The sequence below is a fragment of the Kitasatospora sp. NPDC004531 genome, assembly GCF_053602195.1.
Map to the genome: position 1 here is coordinate 47,681 of NZ_JBSGDD010000027.1, position 21,781 is coordinate 69,461.

At 74.9% G+C, this 21,781-nt stretch carries 16 protein-coding genes and 2 pseudogenes; 9 read left to right on the forward strand and 9 right to left on the reverse strand.

Going from position 1 to position 21,781, the window contains the following annotated elements:
• Positions 1-9: 9 nt before the first annotated feature.
• The 3 genes from ACWEMJ_RS14265 to ACWEMJ_RS14275 form a co-directional block, all read right to left on the reverse strand.
• Positions 10-1,128: a DegT/DnrJ/EryC1/StrS family aminotransferase gene (locus tag ACWEMJ_RS14265; protein ID WP_452137314.1), complete on the reverse strand. Its 1,119-nt coding sequence runs from the start codon at positions 1,126-1,128 to the stop codon at positions 10-12.
• A complete protein-coding gene (locus tag ACWEMJ_RS14270; RefSeq protein ID WP_452137315.1) occupies positions 1,125-2,291 on the reverse strand; it encodes a UDP-N-acetylglucosamine 2-epimerase in 1,167 nt (388 codons plus the stop codon). Before ACWEMJ_RS14270 ends, ACWEMJ_RS14265 begins: the two co-directional genes overlap by 4 nt.
• Before the next feature lie 204 nt (positions 2,292-2,495).
• Positions 2,496-3,230, reverse strand: a complete 735-nt coding sequence (locus ACWEMJ_RS14275; RefSeq protein WP_452137316.1) for an SDR family NAD(P)-dependent oxidoreductase — start codon at positions 3,228-3,230, stop codon at positions 2,496-2,498.
• A 129-nt stretch (positions 3,231-3,359) separates the two neighbouring features.
• On the opposite strand from ACWEMJ_RS14275, the gene ACWEMJ_RS14280 reads away from it, so the two are divergent.
• Together ACWEMJ_RS14280 and ACWEMJ_RS14285 are read left to right on the forward strand one after the other, a co-directional pair.
• Positions 3,360-4,295 carry a carbohydrate kinase family protein gene (locus tag ACWEMJ_RS14280; RefSeq protein WP_452137317.1) on the forward strand — a complete coding sequence of 312 codons (936 nt, stop codon included), beginning with the start codon at positions 3,360-3,362 and terminating at the stop codon, positions 4,293-4,295.
• Between the two features lie 308 nt (positions 4,296-4,603).
• Entirely contained in the window at positions 4,604-6,661 is a 2,058-nt protein-coding gene (locus ACWEMJ_RS14285; RefSeq protein WP_452137318.1) for a trehalose-6-phosphate synthase, read from the forward strand.
• A gap of 33 nt (positions 6,662-6,694) precedes the next feature.
• On the opposite strand, the gene ACWEMJ_RS14290 is transcribed toward ACWEMJ_RS14285, so the two are convergent.
• On the reverse strand, positions 6,695-7,720 hold the full coding sequence (locus ACWEMJ_RS14290) for an alcohol dehydrogenase catalytic domain-containing protein (RefSeq protein ID WP_452137319.1): 1,026 nt from the start codon (positions 7,718-7,720) through the stop codon (positions 6,695-6,697).
• Positions 7,721-7,870: 150 nt separating this feature from the next.
• Complete coding sequence (locus ACWEMJ_RS14295; RefSeq protein WP_452137320.1) at positions 7,871-8,596, reverse strand: WXG100-like domain-containing protein; 726 nt, start codon at positions 8,594-8,596, stop codon at positions 7,871-7,873.
• A 137-nt stretch (positions 8,597-8,733) separates the two neighbouring features.
• On the opposite strand from ACWEMJ_RS14295, the gene thpR reads away from it, so the two are divergent.
• The 4 genes from thpR (at position 8,734) to ACWEMJ_RS14315 (ending at position 14,542) form a co-directional block, all read left to right on the forward strand.
• Complete coding sequence (thpR, locus tag ACWEMJ_RS14300) at positions 8,734-9,315, forward strand: RNA 2',3'-cyclic phosphodiesterase (protein ID WP_452137321.1); 582 nt, start codon at positions 8,734-8,736, stop codon at positions 9,313-9,315.
• A 153-nt stretch (positions 9,316-9,468) separates the two neighbouring features.
• Entirely contained in the window at positions 9,469-10,443 is a 975-nt protein-coding gene (locus ACWEMJ_RS14305) for an ABC transporter ATP-binding protein (RefSeq protein WP_452137322.1), read from the forward strand.
• On the forward strand, positions 10,440-11,798 hold the full coding sequence (locus ACWEMJ_RS14310) for an ABC transporter permease (RefSeq protein WP_452137323.1): 1,359 nt from the start codon (positions 10,440-10,442) through the stop codon (positions 11,796-11,798). The genes ACWEMJ_RS14305 and ACWEMJ_RS14310 overlap by 4 nt, the downstream gene beginning before the upstream one ends.
• Before the next feature lie 5 nt (positions 11,799-11,803).
• A complete protein-coding gene (locus ACWEMJ_RS14315) occupies positions 11,804-14,542 on the forward strand; it encodes an alkaline phosphatase family protein (protein ID WP_452137324.1) in 2,739 nt (912 codons plus the stop codon).
• A 93-nt stretch (positions 14,543-14,635) separates the two neighbouring features.
• Here the strand turns inward: ACWEMJ_RS14315 and ACWEMJ_RS14320 are convergent, their stop codons facing one another.
• The 4 genes from ACWEMJ_RS14320 to ACWEMJ_RS14335 form a co-directional block, all read right to left on the reverse strand.
• Positions 14,636-15,040 carry a hypothetical protein gene (locus ACWEMJ_RS14320; protein ID WP_452137325.1) on the reverse strand — a complete coding sequence of 135 codons (405 nt, stop codon included), beginning with the start codon at positions 15,038-15,040 and terminating at the stop codon, positions 14,636-14,638.
• A 109-nt stretch (positions 15,041-15,149) separates the two neighbouring features.
• Positions 15,150-18,053: an AfsR/SARP family transcriptional regulator gene (locus tag ACWEMJ_RS14325; RefSeq protein WP_452137326.1), complete on the reverse strand. Its 2,904-nt coding sequence runs from the start codon at positions 18,051-18,053 to the stop codon at positions 15,150-15,152.
• 105 nt (positions 18,054-18,158) lie between these two features.
• Entirely contained in the window at positions 18,159-18,728 is a 570-nt protein-coding gene (locus tag ACWEMJ_RS14330) for a hypothetical protein (RefSeq protein ID WP_452137327.1), read from the reverse strand.
• Between the two features lie 126 nt (positions 18,729-18,854).
• Positions 18,855-20,117 (reverse strand): BTAD domain-containing putative transcriptional regulator, encoded by a 1,263-nt coding sequence (locus tag ACWEMJ_RS14335; protein ID WP_452137328.1) that lies wholly within the window; start codon positions 20,115-20,117, stop codon positions 18,855-18,857.
• Between the two features lie 203 nt (positions 20,118-20,320).
• Between ACWEMJ_RS14335 and ACWEMJ_RS14340 the strand changes: the two genes are divergently transcribed.
• The 3 genes and pseudogenes from ACWEMJ_RS14340 to ACWEMJ_RS14350 form a co-directional block, all read left to right on the forward strand.
• Positions 20,321-20,926: a VOC family protein gene (locus ACWEMJ_RS14340; RefSeq protein ID WP_452137329.1), complete on the forward strand. Its 606-nt coding sequence runs from the start codon at positions 20,321-20,323 to the stop codon at positions 20,924-20,926.
• Between the two features lie 25 nt (positions 20,927-20,951).
• Positions 20,952-21,422 (forward strand): annotated as a pseudogene (locus tag ACWEMJ_RS14345) (ATP-binding protein); the annotation flags it as partial.
• A gap of 165 nt (positions 21,423-21,587) precedes the next feature.
• Positions 21,588-21,779 (forward strand): annotated as a pseudogene (locus ACWEMJ_RS14350) (helix-turn-helix domain-containing protein); the annotation flags it as partial.
• Positions 21,780-21,781 lie beyond the last annotated feature (2 nt).

Below are 21,781 nucleotides of genomic sequence, written 5' to 3' on the forward strand. Positions count from 1 at the left end.
GCCTGCTGGTCAGCCGGCCGCCGCGAGGGCTTCGCGGGTGCTGGTCACGACGTGGGCGATCTCCTGGTCGGTGAGGTAGGGGTGGATCGGCAGCGAGATCACCTCGTCGGCGTGCCGCTTGGCCCGGCCGTCGCCGACCACCCGGTGCGGGTGGCGCTGCATGAACGGCAGTTCGTGCAGCGCGTAGGGGTAGTGCACGAGCGTCTCCACGCCGGCCCGGCGCAGTTCGGCGGCCAGGGCGTCGCGGCGCGGGGTGCGCAGGACGTACTTGTGGAAGATGTTCTCGCGGAACGAGCCGTGCTCCGGCAGCCCGCAGTCGAGGTCGCCGAGCCCGGCGGTGTAGGTCGAGGCAGTGGCCCGGCGCTGCTTCAACCAGCGTTCCTCCTGGTCGAGTTTGACCGCGAGGACGGCGGCGGTGAGCGAGGACATCTGCGAGTTGTGGCCGAGCCGCACCACGGTGCCGGCCTGCGAGAAGCCCCACCGCCGGAGCTGCTCGACGCTCTCGGCGACGGCCGGGTCGTCGGTCAGCACCACGCCGCCGGTGCCGGGCGCGGGGATCACCTTCATCGCGTCGAAGCTGTGGCAGCTGGCCACCCCCAGCGTGCCGCTGCGCCGTCCGGACACCTCGGCGCCCAGCGACTGCGCCGCGTCCTCGACCAGCGCCAGGCCGTGTGCGCGGGCGAACTCCTCCACCGGACCGGGCGGCGCCATCCGCCCGTACAGCTGCACCATCACCAGCGCGGTGGTGCGCGGCCCGACGGCCTGCGCGGCCAGGTCGAGGTCGATGGTGCCGTCGTCCGTCACGTCGACGAACACCGGGGTCGCGCCGGTCCGGACGATCGCGTGCAGGGTCGCGACGAAGGAGACGTCGCCGACCAGCACCTCGTCGCCCGGGCCGACGCCGGCCGCCACCAGGGCGAAGTACACGGCGTCGGTGCCGGAGTTCACCACGCGGGCGTAGGCGCGGCCGGAGAGTTCCGCGACGGCGTTCTCCAGGCGGGCGACGGATTCCCCGTTCATCACCTGGCCGGAGCGGAAGACCTTCTCGATCGCCGCCATCATCTCCGGGCCGATGTCGTCGAATTCGCGGTCGGCTCCGGTGAACGGCACATGCAGGACGCTGCTCATCGGTGGTTCTCCTTCGAGGTCTCACGGGGCCCGTCCAGGCGTTCCGCGCGCGGGTGGACGCCGCGGTGCGGCAGGGCGGGCAGGATGCCGTCGAGGGCGGCGGCGAGGCGGTCGCTGACCCGGGTGTCCCAGCGCGGCGGCCGGCGGGCGGGCCGGGCGGCCGCCAGTTCGCGGATCCGCGCGGTGGGCAGCTGCAGCCAGCTGTCGGCGAAGTGGGTGCTGCCGCAGGCCCGGGTGACGTCGCGGGCGTTGCCGGGCACGGTGGCCAGGCAGGCGACCCGGGCCGCGGCGGCCTCCTCCTGGACGCCGTCGGAGTCGGTCACCACGAACGCGCAGTTGCGCAGCAGCGCCCCGAAGGCCAGGTACGGCTGCGGCGGCAGCACCCGTTCGGCCAGCGCGCCGTCGAGCAGGCCGTGGTCGGCCAGGTGCGCGGCGGCCCTCGGGTGCAGCGGCAGGACGGGCGGCAGGCCGTGCGCGGCCAGGTCGCGCAGCACGTCCAGGACCGGCTTGGGGTGGCTGAGCGCGGCCGGCTTGTGCAGCGTGGCCAGCACGTACCCGCCGGGGCTCAGGCCGAGCCGGGCCAGCACCTCGGTGTCCCGGTCGGGGTCGTGGTGCGCGAGGTGGCACTCGGCCATCGGGTTGCCGACGAAGTGCACGTCGCCGGCGGCCACGCCCTCCGCCCGCAGCGCGTCCACGGCCTCGGCGGTGGTGGCGAGGTGGTGGTCGGCGCAGGCGGTGACGATGCGGCGGTTGGCCTCCTCGGGGGTGCGGTCGGGCGAGCGCAGCCCGGCCTCCAGGTGGATCACGGGGGTGCCGCGGCGGGCGGCGACCAGGGCGGCGGCGACCGTGGAGTTGACGTCGCCGACCACCACGACGGCGTCCGCCGGGTGCTCGTCGAGGTCGCGTTCGACCAGCGCGCAGAGCCGGCCGAGCTGCTCGGCGTCGCTGGCGGCGTCGCCGCAGCGCAGCCAGCGGTCCACCCGGAGGTCGAGCTCCTCGCAGAGTCCCTGTCCGAGTCGCGGGTCGTAGTGCTGGCCGGTGTGCACGTACGACCAGCTCACGCCGGGGGTGCGCATCTTGCCGACCGCTCGTTGGAGCGTCCAGACCTTGGGGGTGTTGGGGCGTGCGCCCAGGTACGCGGTGATCGTGGGGCCGGTGTCCATGTCTCCCACCTGCCTTCCTCGCAGCCGACACGCGGCTGTTCGTCGAGCTACCAGGAGCGTAGGGAGGGCCCGGTCGGGCCGGTGGGGCGCCTGCGCCGATCGGCCGAACGGCGCTCCCGGGCCCGGTGACCTGGGGTGTCTCCGGGGCGGCGGTGCGGGCGCGGCACCCCCGCCGCCACTCGTTCGAGTGAAGCGGCCCGCGCTCTACTTGCCGGCCAGGCCGTAGCCCCCGTCGACCACCAGCGTCTGGCCGGTGATGTACCGCGCCGCGTCCGAGGCGAGGAACGCCACCGCCGCCGCGATCTCCGCCGGCTCCGCGGGGCGGCCCAGCAGGTTGCCGCGCGCCTGCCGCCAGGTGTTCTCGTCCCAGCCGGCGACCATGTCGGTGACGGTGAACCCGGGGGCGACGGCGTTCACCCGCACCGCCGGCGCGAAGCGCTTGGCCAGCGAGACCGTCAGGTTGCCGAGCGCCGCCTTCGCCATCGAGTAGAAGACCGTACGGTCACTGGCCAGGCCGTCCACCCCGCGGATCGAGGACACCAGCACCACCGACCCGCCGCCCTGCGCGGCCATCTTCGGCAGCAGCTCCTGCAGCACCGCCACCGCGCCGCCCACGTTCACCGCGAACGCCTCCGCGACCTGCGCGGGCGACGCCTCCTCGAACGGCACCACCCGGTTCACGCCCGCGCTGAACACCACCGTGCGCGGCAGCCCGTGCCCGGACACCACGTCCGCCACCCCGCGCCGCACCGCCTCCGGGTCCGCCAGGTCGAACGCCGCCGCCGGCGCGCCCAGCTCCCCCGCCAGCGCGTCCAGCGCCGCGCTCGGCGTCCGCCCGTGCAGCACCACCCGGCGCCCCTGCGCGCTCAGCACCCGCGCGGTCGCCGCGCCGATGCCCCGCGACGAACCGAGCACCAGCGCGCCCGACGACTCCGCCATCTCCGCTCCCTTCTGCCTGCGTACGGGCCGATGCTGCCCCCGCGCCCGCCGCCGACCGTCGGAACTCGCCCAACGGGCCCCGAAGTAGGCCCGATTGGCGTCCGCCACCGCCCGCCGTATGCTCCCCCGATGGAGACCGACAGCACCGAGCCCCGCTGCGAAGTCCTGGTCGCCGGGCCCTACTTCGCGGACCTGGTGTTCCACTCCCTGCCCCGCCCCGTCGAACCCGGCGGCGAGGTCTTCGCCGGCGGCTTCGACCTCGTCCCCGGTGGCGCCTACACCCTCGCCATGGCCCTCCACCGCCTCGGACGCACGGCCGCGTGGAGCGCCGACTTCGGGACGGACCTGTTCAGCACCGCGGTCCTGTCCGCCGCCCGCAGCGAAGGCCTCGACGAACGCGCCTTTCGGCACCACCCGTTCCCCGTCCGCAGCGTCACCGTCGCCCTGTCCGGCCCCGACGACCGCGCCATGGTCAGCTACCAGGACGAGACACCCGCCCGCCCGCTCGGACCGCTGCTGCGACAGCACCGGCCGCGCGTCCTGATGCTGCCCCAACTGCGCTGGGACGACGACACCTTGGCGGCCTGCCGAACCGCCCGGCAGCTGGGCGCGCTGGTCGTCATGGACTGCCACGACACCCCGGCCGCGCTCGCCGACCCGGCGGTGCGCCGGATCCTCGCCGAGATCGACGTCTTCACGCCGAACGCCGCCGAGGCCACCCGCCTGACCGGCGCCGCCGACCTCGACCGGGCGATCGCCGAACTGGCCGCCGCGGTACCGACGTTGGTGGTCACCCGGGGCCCGCACGGCGCGACCGCGGTGCGGGACGGCACGCGCCACGACGCGCCCGCCGTACCGGTTCGGGCGGTGGACACCACCGCGGCGGGCGACTGCTTCAACGCGGGCCTCGTCCACGCCCTGCTGTCCGACCTCGACCTCCCCGCCTGCCTGACCCACGCCACCACCTGCGGCTCCGCCGCCGTCACCGCCCCCGGCTCCGCGGCCGCCCTCCGCGCGCCGGACCTCGCCGCTCGGCTCGCTGGCTCAACTCCCGCCGGAAACTGACCACTTCACCCCCGGCACCCGCCCACCGAGTGACCTCTCCACCACCCCGACGCCCCCCCGCCCAACCCGCGCCCCCGCCCAACCCGCACCCCCTTCCCCCTTCCCCGGCCGCCCCCTCCCCACCGCGCCCCACTGAGTGACCTCTTCACCACCTCGGCGCCCCCACCCCCACCCAACCCGCGCCCCCGCCCAACCCGCACCCCCGCCCAACCCGCACCCCCTTCCCCCATCCCCTGCCGCCCCCTCCCCACCGCGCCCCACTGAGTGACCTCTTCACCACATCCAGTCATCGTGTTACCGTCCGTCGAATGTCGAGGATTCTGGTCACGGATCTGGATGGCACACTCCTCGGCGGCGACGCCGACGACCGCCTCCGCCTGCGGGAGGCACTCGCCCGCCACCCCGAAGTGACGGTGGTCTTCGCCACCGGCCGCGGCCCCGACTCGGTCCGCGACGTGCTGCGCGACCCGCTCGTCCCGCGCCCCCGGTGGATCATCGCCGACGTCGGCGCGACCCTCCTCGACGGCGCCGACTTCTCCCCCGTCGAGCCCCTGCAGGCGCAGCTGCGGGCCGGCTGGCCGGGGCCGCGGCGGGTCCGCGCCGCGTTGGAGCGCTTCCCCGCGCTCCGGTACCAGGACGCGGTGCCCCAGGACGGCCGCTGCTCCTACTACCTGGACCCGGCCGGCCTCACCAAGGAACTCACCTCCGCCGTCGCCGAGTTGGGCCTCACCTGGGTCTACTCGGGCGCCCGCTACTTCGACGTCCTGCCGCCGGAGGCGTCCAAGGGCGGCGCGCTGCGGGCGCTGGCGGAGAAGCTGGACTGGCCGCCCGGGTCGATCCTGGTGGCCGGCGACTCGCTCAACGACCTGACGCTGTTCGGCCTCGGCGCGCACGGCGTGATCGTGGGCGACGCGGAACCCGCCTTCGACGCGGCCGTCGGCCCGGACCCGCTCGTCCACCGCCCCCGACTGCCGGGCGCGGCAGGCATCCTGAGCGCGCTCCGGTCGCTGGGCTGGGTGTCCCCGGACGGCCCGCTGCACCACCTCCTCGTCGGGTACCACCGCCCGCCCCCGCTGCTGCGCCCCCCGGCCAGCCCAAACGGCATCCTGCCCACGCTGAGCAGCGCCTTCGCCGACGGCCTGCCGGGCCACTGGGTCGCCGCCGCCACCGCCACCACCGCCACCACCACCGTCACCGACGCCCCGCCGACGCCCCCGCAGCCCGAACAGCGGCTCTCCCTCGTCCCGCTGACCCCGGAGCAGTGGAGCGGCTTCGTCCACCGGGCGTGCAAGGAGACCCTCTGGCCGGTGCTGATGTCGCAGCCGGAGCGCTCGGTGTTCGACCCGGACGCCTGGGCCGCGTACCGCGCCGCGAACGCCCGCTTCGCCGGGCACCTCGCCGCGCACGCCGCGCCCGGCGCGACCGTCTGGCTGCACGACTACAACCTGTGGCTGGTCCCGGGGCTGCTCCGCGCCGCCCGCCCCGATCTGCGCGTCGGACTGTTCCACCACACGCCGTTCCCCGCGCCGGAGGTCTTCGCGACCCTGCCGGTCGCCGCCGAGCTGCGCGCCTCGCTGGCCCGGCTCGACTGGGCGGGCTTCCACACCGCCGCCTTCGCCGAGCACTTCCGCCGCACCCTGGCCGGAGTGCCCGACTTGCCCCGCACCGGGGTCCACCCGCTCGGGGTCGACCGCCCGGCCATCGAGGCGCTGGTCCGCTCCCGGACCGGCCCGCCGCGTCCGACCACCGGCCGGCTGGTGCTGTCGGTGGAGCGCCTCGACTACGCCAAGGCCCCCGTCCAGAAGGTCGAGGCCCTGGACCGGCTGCTCACCGAACGCCCCGAGCTGCGCCGCCGGTTGACCTTCCGCCTGGTCTGCCCGCCGCCCGAGCCGGGCATCACCGCCTACGACTCCACCCGCGCGCTCCTCGAACGCCGCATCGCGGAGGTCAACCGCCGCTGGCAGCACTGCTCTTGGCGGCCGATCGACTACCTGCCCACCAGCCTCTCGTTCGCCGAGGTGGTCGACGAGTACCTCGCGGCGGACGTGTTCTGGGTGACGTCGCTGCAGGACGGGATGAACCTGACGGCGAAGGAGTTCATCGCCGCCCAGTCCGCCCGCCCGGGCGGCGATCCCGGCGTCCTGCTGCTCTCCCGGCACGCGGGCGCGGCGGCCGAGTTCGGCGCCGCCGCGCTCCTCACCGACCCGCACTCCCCCGAGGACCTCGCCGCGCGCCTCGCCGACGCCCTGGCCGTCACCCCCGCCGAACGCCGCACCCGGATGGAGCGCCTCTCCGCCCTCCTCGGCGACGCCCGCCCGGTGGACTGGGCGACCGACGTCGTGCGGGCCATCCGGCGGGGGCGCTGACCGGTCTCCGGGCCGCGGCCCCCGCCGACCGGCTCAGCCCGTGGTGAGCACCATCCGGAAGCGCGCCCGGCCCGCGAGCATCTTCCGGTAGGCCTCGTCGGCGCGGTCGAGCGGCACCGTCTCGATCATCGGGCGGATGCCGTGCAGGGCGGCGAACTCCATGGTGTCCTGGACGTCCTGCGCGGTGCCGGAGGGATGTCCGCGCAGGACCCGGCCAGCCATCAGCAGTTGGGCCGGGTTGACGCCGAGCGGCGCGAAGTCCGCGCCGACCACCACCAGTTCGCCGCGCGGGGCCAGGCCGTCCACGGTGGCGGTCATGGCCTCGGCGCTGGAGGCCGTCGCCAGCACCGCCTTGGCCCCGCCGAGGGCCTGCAGGGCCTCGGCGACCGGCGTCCCGGAGGTGCTGTCGATGTAGTGGTGCGCGCCGAGCTGCTTGGCGAACTCCGCCTTCTCCTGCCCGCGCGCGATCGCCACCGTCTCGAAGCCCATCGCGGCGGCGAACTGCACCCCGAGGTGCCCGAGACCGCCCAGGCCGAGCACCGCCACCAGGTCGCCCGCCCGGGCGGGGCTGCGCCGCATCCCGTTGAACACCGTCACACCCGCGCACGCCATCGGCCCGGCCTCCGCCGCCGACAGCCCGTCCGGGATCCGCGCCAGCGCGTCCACCGGCACCACCACCTGCTCGGCGAACCCGCCGTCGTACGCCCAACCCGGCACCTTCAGCCGGGTGCAGACGATGAAGTCACCCTCCCGGCACGACCGGCAGTACCCGCAGCTGCCCCCGAACCAGCCGACCGCCACCCGGTCCCCGACCTGCCGGCCGCTCTCGCCGGCGCCCTCGCCCAACTCCTCGATCCGCCCGGCGATCTCGTGCCCCGCCACCACCGGGAACGACACTCCCGGCAGCCCGCCGCCCAGGAACATCGCATCGCTGTGGCACACCCCGCACGCCTCCACAGCCACCCGCACCTGCCCCGGCCCGGGCCGCACCACCTCCCGCTCCACCACCTCCAGCGGTCCGTCCGCCGCACTCGCCTGCGCAACCCGGTACGTACTCATCACGCCTGCCCCTCACGGAAGTTGACGGCCAATCACCGGCCGCTCCGGCCCCAGTATTGGCCCCCCGCCACCGCTCGCACCGGACCTCCCGCCATGTCCACCCCCGGATTCCGCCATTCGCCCGGCCCGGGCCCCGCCGACACCGCTTCGCTATTCGAAGCTCACCCCCGCGATCTTCGACTGGAACGCCTGCGCGTGGCCGGCGACGGCGTCCGCCTGCTCGTGCATCATCCGCGCGTGCTCCTCCAGCGCGTCCGGGTCGATCCGGAACCCGGAGCCGCCCCCGCCGCCGCCCGACACCCCGAGCGCCGCCTCCGCAGCCTGGAACACCAGCCCCTGCACCGCGTTCGCCACGGTGTCCACCAGCGGGCCGATCGCCGCCTCCACCACCTGGCCGACGATGTACTGCTCCAACTGCTGTTCCAGGTAGTTGATCAGGCGCTTCGCGGTCTCCTCGATCAGGATCACCGCCGCCTCCGCCGCCCCCAGCGTCGCCACCGCCGCCGCCTGGTCGGCGATGAACGCGGCCGCCAGCGCGACGAGTTCACCGATCGTCTCGATCTTCATCGCCACGATCACGTCCGCCGCGACGTCCAGCGCGTCCGCCACCACGTGGCACGCCCGCACCAGCTCGTTCAGGTGGCTCTCCGACAGCGACGCCCACTTCGCCAGCAGCGCCTCGTACGACGCCCCCTCGTACGCCTGCCCCAACTGCCGCACCGTCGACGTCGACTGCTCGTGCACCGACTCCACGTTCTGCGCGAACTCCCGCACGTGCGCGCCGAACTCCCGCACCTTGTCCTCGTTCACCGTCGGCCAGTTGATCCCGATGAACGACAGGAACTCCACGACCTCGCCCGGCAGTTCGATCGCCACGCCACGCCCTCCCCCGAAGACACACGCACGTTTTCCCGACCGTAGCCACGGCCGCGCCACCGGCGACGACGACTTTCCACAACCTTGACCGTGGCCGGGCCGCCGCCCCGACACCCGCGGAGTGCTAGAAATCCCTGGTGGACGATCACCCCGAGCCCCCGACCCGGCGCTTCTTCGTGGCGCTGGCCCCGCCCGACGCGGCCAAGGACGAACTCGCCCGCGCCCTCCAGGGCGCCTACGCGGCCTACCCGCTGCTGCGCTGGAACCGGATCGCGGACTGGCACATCACCCTGGCCTTCCTCGGCGAACTCCCCTCCACCGCCCTGCCCGTCCTGCGCGCCGCCCTGCCCGACGCGGCGGCCGCCCACCCCGCGCCGCGCCTGCGCCTGCTCGGCGGCGGCCACTTCGACGGGCGCCTGCTGTGGAGCGGCATCGCCGGCGACCTCGACGGGCTCCACCGACTCGCCGACGACGTACGCGAGTCGATCCGCTCCTGCGGGCTCGACTTCCGGGACCGCCCGCTGCGCCCGCACCTGACCCTGGCCCGCTCCCGCCGCGACGACCCCGACAGCGTCCCGCTGGCCGCCGCCGGCCTGGCCGGCTTCGCGGGCCGCCCCTGGCCGGCCGAACGCCTCCACCTGGTCGGCAGCAACACCGGCCGCGGCCCCGGCCCGATCCGCTACCGCGACCTCGACTCCTGGCCGCTCACCGGCCGGTAGCCGCCCCCGCCCGCTCCCCTCACCCGCACGGGTGAAGGATCGTCAGTCCACCCCCCTTTCCTCGCCTTCCGTTCCACGAACGTTCAGAGACCGCCCCCTGATCGCGTCGCGTCAAGTGCCTAGGGTCTCCAACGGTTTGGGAGGAAGGCACTCATGGACACACCCCTCGCGGTCCGGGCCCGGCGGATCACCAAGCGCTTCGGTGACGTCATCGCACTCGACGGCGTCGACCTGGAGGTGACGCAGGGCCGGATCCACGGCCTGGTGGGCCCGAACGGCGCCGGCAAGACGACGCTGCTCGGGCTGCTGCTGGGCCTGGCCGCCGCCGACAGCGGCAGCCTGGAGATCCTGCGCACCCCCGTCGGCCGGGCCCTCGCCGCCCCGGACGGGGTGGCCGGCTTCGTGGACGGGCCGGGCCTGTACCCGTCGCTGACGGCCCGGCAGAACCTGGCCGCGCTGGCCGCGCTGCGCGGCGGGTCGGCGTCCGGCGCCGCCGCGGGCATCGAGGAGGCGCTCGACCAGGTCGGGCTGACCGAGGTCGCCGACGACCGGGCCGGCGGCTTCTCGCTGGGCATGCGCCAGCGCCTCGGCCTGGCCGCCGCGCTGCTCACCCGCCCCCGGCTGCTGATCCTCGACGAGCCCTCCAACGGACTGGACCCGGCCGGCAAGCGCCACGTGCACGGCGTGCTCGACCGGCTCGCGGCCGACGGCGCCGCCGTCGTCCTGTCCAGCCACCGGATGGACGACCTGGAGGCGCTCTGCTCCGAGGTCACCGTGCTCGCCACCGGCCGGGTGGTCTTCTCCGGCCCGCTGGACAAGCTCGCCGCCGAGAACGGCGCCCTCGACTACCGGCTGCTCACCTCCGACCCGGCCGCCGCCCGCCGGATCGCCGCCGACACCGCCGGCGTCCGCCTCACCGCCGGCACCGACACCGACACCGACTCCGAGGGCAGCCTGCGCCACCGCCCCGAACGGCTCGTCGTCCGCGCCCCGGTCCCGGCCCTGGACGAGCTGGTGTCGCGCCTGGTGCGGGCCGGCGTCGCGGTGCGCGAACTCGCGCCGGTGGTCTCGCCGCTCGAAGCCGCCTTCCTCGCCCTCACCGACCAGCGACCCACGGACACCCGATGACCACCACCACAACTCCCGTCGTCCCCGCCGCAGTTGCCCGCCCGGTCCCGGTCCGGCGGGCGCTGCGCTTCGAGCTGGTGAAGCTTCTCTCCCAGTGGCGGATCCGCCTGCTGCTGCTCGCCTGCTGGCTGGGCCCGGCGGTGTTCGTCGCCGGGGTGGGACAGCAGAGCACGCTGCCCACCGACACCCTGTTCGGCCGCTGGATGCACGCCACCGGCTGGGCCGGTCCGCTGGTGACGCTCGGCTTCGCGGGCAGTTGGGCGCTGCCGCTGCTGACCTCGATGGTCGCCGGCGACGTGTTCGCCGCCGAGGACCGGCTCGGCACCTGGCGCCACCTGCTGGTGGCGGTCCGCTCGCCGCGCCGGATCTTCGCCGCGAAGGCGCTGGCCGCCCTCGCCGTCCTGCTGCTGCTGGTCGCGGGCCTGGCGCTGTCCGGCGCGGTCGGCGGCCTGCTCGCGATCGGCGACCACCCGCTGATCGGGTTGGACGGCCGGCTGCTGTCCCCCGGCGACACCGCGCTGCGGGTGCTGCTGGCCTGGCTGTGCGCGCTCGCCCCGACCCTGGCCCTGGCCGGGATCGGCCTGCTCGGCTCGGTCGCGCTCGGCCGCTCCCCGACGGGTCTGCTGCTGCCCGCGCTGGTCGCCCTCGCCATGCAGCTCGCCCAGCTGATGCCGCTGCCGGTCGGGGTGCGCCTGGCGCTGCCCGGCTACGCCTTCGTCTCCTGGAACGGCCTGTTCACCGGCCCGGTGCAGCTGGGCCCGCTGCTGATCGGCGTCGCGGTCGCGCTGCTGTGGGCCGTCGTCACCACGCTGTCGGCCCGACTGCTGTTCCTGCGGCGCGACTTCACCAACCCGGCGGACGACGGCGCGCCGCGCCGCGCACTGCTGTTCGGCGTGCTGCCGCCGGCCGTCCTGCTGGCGGTGACGGCCGGGGTGCTGGTCCCGACGCTCGGGGCCGGCTCGGGCATCGACCAGGACAAGGTGCAGCGCTCGGTCGCCACCGCCTTCGCCCACCTGTACCGGCTGCAGTCCGCCGAGCTCGACCGTCCCGACGTCACCGAGGAGCAGCTGCGGGCCACCGCCGCCTGCGACAAGGGCTCCACCCTGGTCGAGCCGGAGGGCCCCGGCAACGACTGGCGCTGCGTCGTCTCCTGGCACCTGCCGGGCGTCGAGGCCACCGGGACGGCCATCTACCAGCTCGACATCGCCCCCGACGGGCGGTTCGTCGCCGACGGCGACGGGCCGAAGGAAGTGAACGGCTACTTCCTGGTGCGCACCTCCACCGGCGACGCGCCGAACCCGCTCTGGCAGTTCGACGGCAACGTCGAGCTGCTTCCGGCACCTTCGAAGGGATAGCAACGATGCAGGTCACACGTCGTCGTACCGGGGACGGTCAGCAGGCGGGCAGGCGCAGGAACCGCCGTCGGACGATGGTCACGGCCGCCGCCACCGCCGTGGTCCTCGCGGCGGGCGCCGGTGTCGGCTGGGCGAAGTCGGACCCGTTCGGCGCCAACCGGGTCGGCCAGGTCTACGACCGGGGCGAGCTGGTCTCCAGCAACCAGTACATAGACCCGTACGGCGAGCGCCTGGTCGTCAAGAACGGCAAGATCATGTCCTCGACGGTGAGCCCGGACGGCACCCACCTGGCGGCCTCGCTCGCCGACGGCGGCGCGGCGCTGGCCATCGTGGACGTGAAGAACTGGAAGGTGCAGCAGTTGGTCGGCAGCTCCGCCTCCTCCACGCCGAAGATCGGCACCAACAGCGTGGGCCAGGAGGGCCCGACCTACTCGCCGGACGGCAGGCAGCTGTGGCTGGGCCAGCCCGACGGCTGGACCCGGTTCGACGTGAACCCGGACGGCAGCGTCGCCAACCCCAAGGTCGTCAAGATCGCCAAGAGCGGCTCGCAGCAGGCGCTGGTGGCGGGCCTGGTGTTCTCGGCGGACGGCACGACGGCGTACGCGGCGGTCAACGGCCAGAACCGGGTGGTGGCGATCGACACCGCCGCGGGGACGGTCAAGCAGAGCTGGCCGGTGGGCATCGCCCCGCGCGGGCTGGTGCAGGTCGGCGGCAAGCTGTACGTCAGCAACGAGGGCGGCCGCCCGGCCAGGCCCGGCGAGAGCACCATCAACTCCTACGGCACCCAGGTGCCGGCCGATCCGAACACCGGCGCCACCCTCACCGGCACCGTCAGCGTGATCGACCTGGCCGACCCGTCCGCCGCGCCGGGCAGCATCGACGTCGGGCTGCACCCGACGGCCGTGTACGCCAAGAACGGCGCGGTGTTCGTCACCAACACCGCCACCAACAGCGTCTCGGTGATCGACAGCAGGCGCGACAAGGTCGTCCAGACCATCGCCACCCAGCCGTGGGCCGAGGCCTCGATCGGCTACGAGCCGAATGCCGTCACCCTCACCGACGACGGGCACCTGCTGGTCACCCTGGGCCGGGCCAACGCCGTCGCGGTCTACCGGTACGCGGGCCCGCAGGAGCCGGCGAGCTACGTCGGCCTGCTGCCGACCGACTACTTCCCGGCGGAGATCTCCTCCTCCGGCAACCGGATCCTGGTCTCCAACACCCGCGGCATCGACGCCCGCCGGGTGGACGGCGCGCACGGCACCCACGACACCACCTCCAGCGTGGTGCGCTTCACGCTGCCCAGCGACAAGGTGATCCGCGAGCAGACCGCCAAGGTCTTCGCGCAGAACAACTGGACCAAGAACGCGGCCAGGCTCGCCACCGGCAACAAGGCCAAGGCCCAGCCGATCCCGAACCGGATCGGCGACCCGTCGACGATCAAGCACGTCTTCCTGATCGTCAAGGAGAACCGCACCTACGACCAGGTCTTCGGCGACCTGCCGCAGGGCAACGGCGACGCCTCGCTGGCGCAGTTCGGCGCGAACGTGACGCCCAACCAGCACGCGCTGGCCGAGCAGTTCGGCCTGTACGACAACACCTACGACATCGGCACCAACTCCGCCGAGGGCCACAACTGGCTGATGCAGGCGGACAATCCGGAGTACACCGAGTCCTCCGCGGGCGAGTACATCCGCAGCTACGACACCGAGGACGACTCGCTCGGCCACCAGGCCAGCGGCACCCTGTGGAGCGGCGCGCAGTCGTCCGGGCAGAGCGTGCGGGACTTCGGCGAGTTCCACCAGTTCCTCACCAAGCCGGCCGGCGCGACCTGGCAGAACCTGTACTGCGACACCAGGACCATGCAGGCCACCGGCAACGGCTCGGCGTACAAGCTGGTCTCCTCCTCGCCGATCCCCTCGCTCAACAGCGTCTCGGTGCCGGGCTTCCCGAAGTTCGACACCGCCGTGCCGGACATCTACCGGGCGCAGATCTGGAAGCAGGACTTCGAGCGCAACGGGCCCGCCAACCTGAACATGCTGTGGCTCTCCAGCGACCACACCGGCGGCCCCGCCAACGCGGCCGCCCAGGTCGCCGACAACGACCTCGCGGTCGGGCAGATCGTCGACGAGATCACCCACAGCCAGTACTGGAAGGACTCGGCGATCTTCGTCGTCGAGGACGACTCGCAGGCCGGCCTGGACCACGTGGACGGGCACCGCGCGCCCATCCAGATCATCAGCCCGTACGCGCAGCGCGGCGTGGTCGACAGCCGCTACTACTCGCAGATCAACATGATCCGCACCATCGAGCAGATCCTCGGGATCAAGCCGATGAACCAGAAGGACACCGCGGCCACCCCGATGACCTCGGCGTTCACCTCCACGCCCGACTTCACGCCGTTCACGGCGCTGCCCAACCGCACCTCCCTCACCAACGGCCTCGCCACCCCGCCGTCCTGCGGCCTCGACGTCCCGGCCGCCGCCGACCCGTCGGCCGCCGCCCCCGCCACCGGCGCCGTCCCCGCCGACCGGGCCGACCTGGTCCGGCAGTGGTCCGACTGGAAGCAGCAGCAGCGCCTCACCGGCGCCGACGCCGCCCCCGACCGGGCCAACCCCGCCCAGATGAACCACCTCACCTGGTACGAGGCCCACGACTGGAACACCCCCTACCCCGGCGAGCAGACCCTCCTCCCCCCGCCCGCCGTCCCGGGCGCCTACCTCCCCTCCGCCGAACTCGACGGCTGATCCCGGCAAGGACTCCGCCCCACCGCCGGGGGGTCGGCGGTGGGGCGGGGTCGCGTCCGGGGGAACGTCAGGTCGGATCGGCCGGAGAGGTGCTCAGTAGTGCAGGTCCGGGCTGGTCCGGTAGGTGTAGCCGGTGCCGGGCAGCCAGTAGAAGCGGGCCTCGGCCTTGTAGGTGTGGCCCCAGGTCGGGTTGGAGAGCGCCCAGCTGAAGGTGGACTGGCCGGGGCGGCAGGGGAACGAGGTGGAGAGCGCCCGGGTGTTGGTGGTGTAGTCCCAGAGGATGACCTCCTCGGTGCAGTTGTTGGCCGAGAAGTCGGTGGTCACCGAGAAGTCGATCCGGCCCCCGCCGTCGCTGACGCAGACCTGCTGCCACCCCGGCCCGTCGCAGCCGCCGCCCACCGACGCGGACGCGGACCCGGCGCCCGTCAGCGCGATGCCGCCGGCCGTCGCGGCGGTGGTCAGGGCCAGCGCGGCCTTCCGGACTCCCTTGAACGACATGATCGTCACCCCTTTCTCGACACACCCGGCCGGGCCGGCCGGGCACGGGGAAGAGGTTCACCGGGCACGATGGACAAGCGATGAGCATGCGCATGCCCGGCGAGGAGGCTCAGGCCCGCAGCAGCTCCGCCACCTCCGCCGCCTCGCCCGTCAGCTCCAACTGCCGGAAGTGGCCCAGCGCCTGCAGCAGGCAGATCCGCGCCCGGTCGGTGTGCCGCAGCCGGGTCAGCGCCTCGCCGAGGGTCCGCAGCACGGTGCCCTCCAGCAGGCCGCCGACCTGGCGGGCCTGCGGCAGGGCCTCCTCGGCGGCGCGGACGGCGGCCCGGTCGCGGCCGGCGGCGAGGTGGATCCGGGCGATCAGGCTGCCGGTGGCCGCCTCGAAGGCCAGCATGCCGAAGGAGCGGAAGCGTTCCAGGACGTCGGCGGCCTGCGCCAGGGCGGGTTCGAGGTCGCCGCACAGGTGCAGCACCCGGGCCTGGTAGTACCGGCCGACGGACTCCGGGATCGACACCTGGCGCCCGGTCAGCTCCACGCACCTGGCGGCGGCCTCCCGCGCCTGCGCGAACATCCCCAACTGGGCCTGGTTGAAAGCCAGTTCGCCGAGCACCAGCCCCTCCGCGTTCCGGTCGCCCAGCCGGCGGAAGAGCGCCGCCGCCTCCTCCAGGCAGGCCATCGCCTCCTCGAAGTCGCGCAGCGCCCGGGCGTTGGCGCCGAGCAGTTTCAGGGTGTCGGCGCGCAGCGGGAGCCGGTCCTCGCCGTCGCACAGCGCGAGGCAGCCGCGCAGTTCCTCGCCCGCCCCCGCGTAGGAGTTGGCGTGCCACAGCATGCCGCCGCGCACCGAACGGGCGAACGCCTCCGCGTCCCGCTCGCCGCGCGCCCGGGCCGCCCCGGCGACCCGCCCGGCGAGGTCGGCGACGGTGGTGACGTAGCCGCGGCCGAACAGGATCGAGCTCATGGCGTCGAGCAGGTCGACGGTGTCGGCCAGCGGCAGCGCGGCGTCCTCGCAGGCCCGGTGGATCACGGCGCGGTGCAGCGCGGTGCGCTCCCGCATCCAGGCGCTGGCCTCCTCGATGGTGCCGAAGGCCCGGCCGCCGGCCGCCGGGGCCGAGCCGTCCCGGTGCGCCGTCCGTTCGGCGTTGCGCGCACTGGCCACGCAGAACTCCAGCAGCCGGCCGTACGCGGCCGTCACGGCGGCGGGGGCGTCCTGCTCCGCGCCGCGCCGCCGGGCGAAGACCCGCAGCAGGTCGTGGAAGCCGTACCGGTCGGCGGCGGGCGACTGCAGCAGGTTCAGGTCGACCAGCGCCTCCAGCAGCTCCCGGGTCTCGTCCGCGCCGCGGTCGAGCAGCGCGGCGGCGTCACCGGGCCCGAGGTCGGGCGCGTCGGGCAGCGCGAGCAGCCGCAGCGCGCGGGCCTGCTCCTCGGTGAGGCGGGCGTAGGAGAGGGCGAGGACGGGCTCCACCGCCGCCTGTTCGTGGGCGAGTTCGCCGAGCCGGGTGCGCTCGTCGGCGAGGCTCGCGGCCAGGTCGGCGAGGGTCTGCCCGGGGTCGGCGGCCAGTCGGGAGCCGGCCACCCGGACGGCCAGCGGCAGGCAGCCGCACGCGGCGACGATCGCGGCCGCCGCCTCGGGCTCGGCGTCGGTCCTGGCCCGGCCGACGATCGCGGCGAGCAGGTCGAGCGCCTCCTCGGCGGCCATCGCGTCCAGCGGCAGGTGGCGGGCCCCGGGCAGGGTGCTGAGCCAGGCGCGGCTGGTGACGAGGACGGCGCAGGTCCGCGAGCCGGGCAGCAGCGGCGCGACCTGCTCGGGTCCGGCGGCGTTGTCCAGCAGGATCAGCAGCCGGCGGCCGGTCACGGTGGTCCGGAACAGCGCGGCCCGTTCGGCCAGGTCGGCGGGGATCTCCCGGTCGGCGACCCCCAGCGCGGCGAGGAACGCGGCGAGCGCCTCGGCCGGGTCCAGCGGGACGGCCTCCGCGCCCCGCAGGTCCACGTGCAGGCGGCCGTCGGGGAAGTCCGCGCGCAGGGCGTGCCCGACGTGGACGGCCAGGCTGGTCTTGCCGACGCCGCCGAGCCCGTTGATCGCCGAGATGACGACCGCCCCCGGGTCGGGTTCGGCGAGCGCGGCGGTCAGCCGGGCGACGGCGTCCCGCCGGCCGGTGAAGTCCGGTACGCCGGCGGGCAGTTGCTCGGGCACGGGGCCCGGCAAGGCGACCGCGGGCCGCACCTCGGCGGCGGGCCGGGCCGGGGTGGCGAGGGTCGGGTCGGCACGCTGTACGCGCCGGTGCAGGGCGTCCAGTTCCGCGCAGTTCAGGCCCTCGGCGCGGTAGAACCGCCGGGCGTCCTCGTACACCGCCCGGGCCTCCTCGGGGCGGCCCGACAGGTGGTACTCGAGCATCAGCAGGGCGCGGAAGCGCTCCCGGAAGGGGTGCGCGAAGACCGCCTGGTCGAGCTCGACCAGGCAGGACGGGCCGCTGCCGAGTTCGACGTCCAGGCCGAGCTTGGTCTCCAGGGCGTCGAGCCGGCGCTCGCTCAGGTGGCGGCGGAGCTCCTCGGCGTACCGGCCGGGCAGTCCGGCCAGCGGTTCGCCCTCGTGCAGGGCCAGCGCGCGGGCCAACCGGTCGCGCGCGCCGGGGCGTTCACCGGCGGCGAGGGCCTCGGCGGCCTCGGCGGCCAGGCGTTCGAAGGCGACGGTGTCCAGCGCCTCGGCGGGCACGTCCAGCCGGTAGCCGCCGTCCACGGTGACCAGCAGCTCCCCGAGGCCGTGCTTGCGCAGCTCGCTGCGCACCCGGTAGGCGTGGGTGGCGAGCACCGAGCGGGGGTTGCCCGGCGGGTTGTCCTCGTCGAAGACGCCGTCGGCGAGCTGCCCGACGGTGACCACCCGCCCGGGCGTGGCGAGCAGCATGGCGAGGAACGCCTGCTGCTGGCGGCGGCCGAGCGCCAGCCGCTGCTCGCCCGCCCACCCGGCGAGCGGCCCGAGGAGCCGGAAGCGGAGCCCCGGTCGAACAGCGGCGGTCTCCATGGCAGGTCTCCTCGGGTACTCGTTCCCCGGGGCGGCGCCCCTCTCCACGGGCGCCGCCCCGGGCCGTGCGGGTGGTTCGGCAGAGCGTCACCGCTCAGGCGGTGTTCAGCAGTTGATCGGCGGCGGCAGCACCACGTACGGGCTCTCCACCGAGCTCGGGCTGATGAGCGGGCCGCGCGCCTGGCCGGGGACGTACGTGATGCCGGGCTGCCGCTCGAAGACGGTGATGTTGCAGGCGTCGGTGATCAGCACGTCCGCGTTGCGCCAGAGGGTGAGCCGGGCGTGCGGGTGCCCGGCGGTGCCGCTCTCCCAGCACAGGCCGCCGGCCGCGTTGAGGACGACCAGGTTGCCGTCGGTGCGCATGACGGCCTTGGCGCCGCAGCCGACGGTGCCCGACGCCCAGGTGGCCTGCTGGCGGGAGAAGTCGTTGCCCGGCGCGTAGTAGGCGACCAGGTTGCCGTCGGTCTGCATGATGAGCCGCGCCGTGCCGTACTGGCCCTTGTTGTCGATGTGCGCGTTGTTGTTGGACAGCTGCTCGCCGTCCCAGATGCTCGCGGTGGGCTGGTCGTAGGCGGCCTGGGCGGTGCCCTGGGCGGTCAGCAGGCTCGCTGCCGCCAGCGCGACGACGGCGAGCGCGCCCCGGACCCGGGCGGCCCGTACGGTGGTTCGGCTCAACTGCGTGTTCCTCTCTTGCTGTTCATCACGGTCGGCGACGCCCGCGATCGGTGCCTGCGGGCAGGTCGAACACGCCGACGACAGGATTCTTGAACGAACGGATTGACGGCCGATGAACGGCGGCGTTTACGGGCCCGAAGGGCGGTGGACGACAGCGCCCAACCCGTCGTCGGACGGGCCCGCGGCAGCGATGACCGTCGAGATCGGCCAGGCGGGACGCCGCACCAGCCGGTCGGCGGCTTCGCGCAGCGCGCCCGGCAGGTGTCCGCAGGCGACGACCAGCGCCCGGGCGGCCGCCGGCTCGCGCTCCGCCCGCTCGCGGCCGATCATCCGGCCCAGCAGCTCCAGCGCCTCGGCCGTCCCCAGCGGGCCGACCCGCACCGAACTCCCGTCCGCCGCACTGCCGTTGAGGACGACGACGGCCGCGCAGCCGGGGCTGTCGGGCAGCAGCGGCCGCACCGCCCCGATCCCGGCTGCGCCGTCCAGCACCACCAGCACCCGCCGGCCGGCCAGCAGCCGCAGGTACAGGGCGCGGCGCTCGGCGAGGCCCGCCGGCACCGCCTGCTCCTCGACTCCCAGCGCGCGCAGGAACGGCGCCAGGAACCCGGGCACGGCGGCCTCGGCCGCGCCGTGCAGGTCGGCGTACAGCTGCCCGTCCGGGTAGTCGGCTCCCGCGAGGTGCGCGGCCCGCACCGCCAGCGCGCTCTTGCCCGCCCCTGGCGGCCCGACGACGGTGACCGGCCGCGCTCCGCCCAACAGCGAGGCCAGCTGCGCCAGTTGGTCGCTCCGCCCGGTGAAGTCGGCGGGGTCCGGCGGCAGTTGGAACGGCCGCAGCACCGGCCGCGCCGCGAGGCGGTCCGACCCGGCTGCCTCCAGGTCGAGTTCGTCGCGGGTGCGCAGCGCCTCGTCCCGTCGCCCGGCCAGCATCCGGCGCTCGTGTTCGGCGAACGGGCCGGGCACGCCGTCCAGGGCGGGGCCGTGCCAGAGGTCGAGGGCGGCGGACAGCAGGGCGCGGGCCCGCTCCGGCTGCCAGTTCCGGCGGGCGGTGGCGGCGTCGGCGAGCGCGGCGAGGAACACCGTCCGGTCGATGCGGTCGGGGTCGACGTCCAGGCAGTAGCCCCGGCCGACGTGCCGCAGGACGCTTCCGTCGATGCCGAGGGCGCTGCGCAGCCGGTACATGTTGCCGGGGAGCGCGCCGGCCCGGTCGGGGGCCGCGTCCTCCTCCTCGCCCCAGACGCCGTCGATGATCTCGCCGACCGGCACCGGCCGTCCGGCGTGCGCGAGCAGGACGGCGAGGACGGCCCGGTCGCGGGCCCGGTTGATGCGCAGTTCGCGGTCGGCGCGCCAGGCCCTGAGCGGTCCGAGGGTGGTGAAGCGCAGCTCCGGCACGCCCTGCCCTCCCGGCAACGATCAACGTTTCGTCATGTTATCGCCCGCGCCCCGGCGTTCCGGGCGGGCCCACCCCCGGGGCCCCGGCCCGCACCCCCGGGGTCCGACCAGTGTTCGACACGGGCTCGACCGGGACCCGAACCCGGGATCGTCGGTGGTGCGGGGCCGACGGGGCCCCGACACAACGAATCAAGGAGCCCACCGTGGTGGAGTTCAAGATCGAGGTCATCGTCCTCCCGGTCTCGGACGTGGACCGTGCCAAGGAGTTCTACCGCCGGATCGGCTTCCGCGAGGACATCGACTACAGCGGCCCCGACGGCTTCCGGGTGGTGCACTTCACCCCGCCCGGCTCGGCCGCCTCCCTCATCGTCGGCAGCGGCGTGACGGACGCCGCCCCGGGCTCCGAGCAGGGCGTGCACCTGATCGTGGCGGACGTGGTCGCGGCCCGCGCCGAGCTGCTGGCGGCCGGCGTCGAGGTCGGCGAGGTGTTCCACGACGCCGGCGGGGTCTTCCACCACGCGGGCACCGCCGGCCGGGTCGCCGGCCCGCACCCGGAGCGCCGGTCGTACGGCTCGTTCGCGTCCTTCGCCGACCCGGACGGCAACACCTTCGTGCTGCAGGAGGTCACCACCCGCGGCCCGGGCCGGATCGGCCACGTGGTCTACCGCTCCGCCGCCGAGGTCGAGGCCGCGCTGCGCGACGCGGCGGCCGCCCACGGCGAGCACGAGCGGGAACTCGGCCGCACCGACCCCGACTGGCCGGCCTGGTACGCCGCGCACATGGCGCGTGCGGCCGGCCTCGACAGCTGACCGGACGGACAGAACGGAGCGGAACATGACCGGCCGGGCACAGTGCGGCGCGACGCCGAGGGGCCGCGAGGACGACCAGGCACAGCTCGCGGCGTTCGTCACGGCCCCCGCCGGCCGGGCCCTGCTGCTGCGCGGCGAGGCGGGCACCGCGCTGCTGCACCACGCGGCGGCGCTGGCGGAGCAGCAGGGCCAGGCCGTCGTCCGGGCGGCCGGCGTCGAGGTGGAGTCCGCCCTGCCCTGGGCGGGCCTGCACCAGCTGCTCCACCCGCTGCTCGCCGACCTCCCCCGGCTGGACGACGCCACCCGGGCGGTGTTCGACACCGTCTTCGGCGGCGCGCCGGGCGGCCCGCCCTCGGTGCTGACGCTCGGCATCGCGGTGCTGCGCCTGCTCGAACTCGCCACCGAGCAGCGGCCGTTGCTGCTGGTCCTGGACGACGGGCAGTGGCTGGACGGGGCCAGCGCCGAGGTCTGCGGTTTCGTGGGCCGCCGCCTGGCCGGCCGACCGGTGAAGCTGCTGGTCGCGGTCCGCAGCGGCGTCCCGTCCCGGTTCGACGCCGCCGCCCTGCCCGAACTGCCCGTCGCCGCCCGCCCCGACGGCGGCGCGCCGGCCCCGGACGGACCGCACGCCGCACGGGCGGCGCGCCGCGCCGCCGCCCCCGACCCGGGTGCGCTGACCTGGCAGGAGCGCCGGGTCGCCGACCTGGCGGCCGGCGGCCTGACCAACAAGCAGATCGGCGTCCGGATGCACCTGTCGCCGCGCACCGTCAGCTCCCATCTCTACCGCGTCTTCCCCAAGTTGGGCGTCACCAGCCGGGCCGCACTGCGCGACGCGCTGAGCCGAACGGCCGGCTGACG

Excerpts from the sequence above, each read along its gene's own strand:
- ACWEMJ_RS14270 (WP_452137315.1), bottom strand. The coding sequence starts at position 2,291 with ATGGACACCGGCCCCACGATCACCGCGTACCTGGGCGCACGCCCCAAC.
- ACWEMJ_RS14290 (WP_452137319.1), bottom strand. The coding sequence starts at position 7,720 with ATGAGTACGTACCGGGTTGCGCAGGCGAGTGCGGCGGACGGACCGCTG.
- ACWEMJ_RS14265 (WP_452137314.1), bottom strand. The coding sequence starts at position 1,128 with ATGAGCAGCGTCCTGCATGTGCCGTTCACCGGAGCCGACCGCGAATTC.
- ACWEMJ_RS14275 (WP_452137316.1), bottom strand. The coding sequence starts at position 3,230 with ATGGCGGAGTCGTCGGGCGCGCTGGTGCTCGGTTCGTCGCGGGGCATC.
- ACWEMJ_RS14305 (WP_452137322.1), top strand. The coding sequence starts at position 9,469 with ATGGACACACCCCTCGCGGTCCGGGCCCGGCGGATCACCAAGCGCTTC.
- ACWEMJ_RS14310 (WP_452137323.1), top strand. The coding sequence starts at position 10,440 with ATGACCACCACCACAACTCCCGTCGTCCCCGCCGCAGTTGCCCGCCCG.
- ACWEMJ_RS14325 (WP_452137326.1), bottom strand. The coding sequence starts at position 18,053 with ATGGAGACCGCCGCTGTTCGACCGGGGCTCCGCTTCCGGCTCCTCGGG.
- ACWEMJ_RS14285 (WP_452137318.1), top strand. The coding sequence starts at position 4,604 with ATGTCGAGGATTCTGGTCACGGATCTGGATGGCACACTCCTCGGCGGC.
- ACWEMJ_RS14315 (WP_452137324.1), top strand. The coding sequence starts at position 11,804 with ATGCAGGTCACACGTCGTCGTACCGGGGACGGTCAGCAGGCGGGCAGG.
- ACWEMJ_RS14320 (WP_452137325.1), bottom strand. The coding sequence starts at position 15,040 with ATGTCGTTCAAGGGAGTCCGGAAGGCCGCGCTGGCCCTGACCACCGCC.
- ACWEMJ_RS14280 (WP_452137317.1), top strand. The coding sequence starts at position 3,360 with ATGGAGACCGACAGCACCGAGCCCCGCTGCGAAGTCCTGGTCGCCGGG.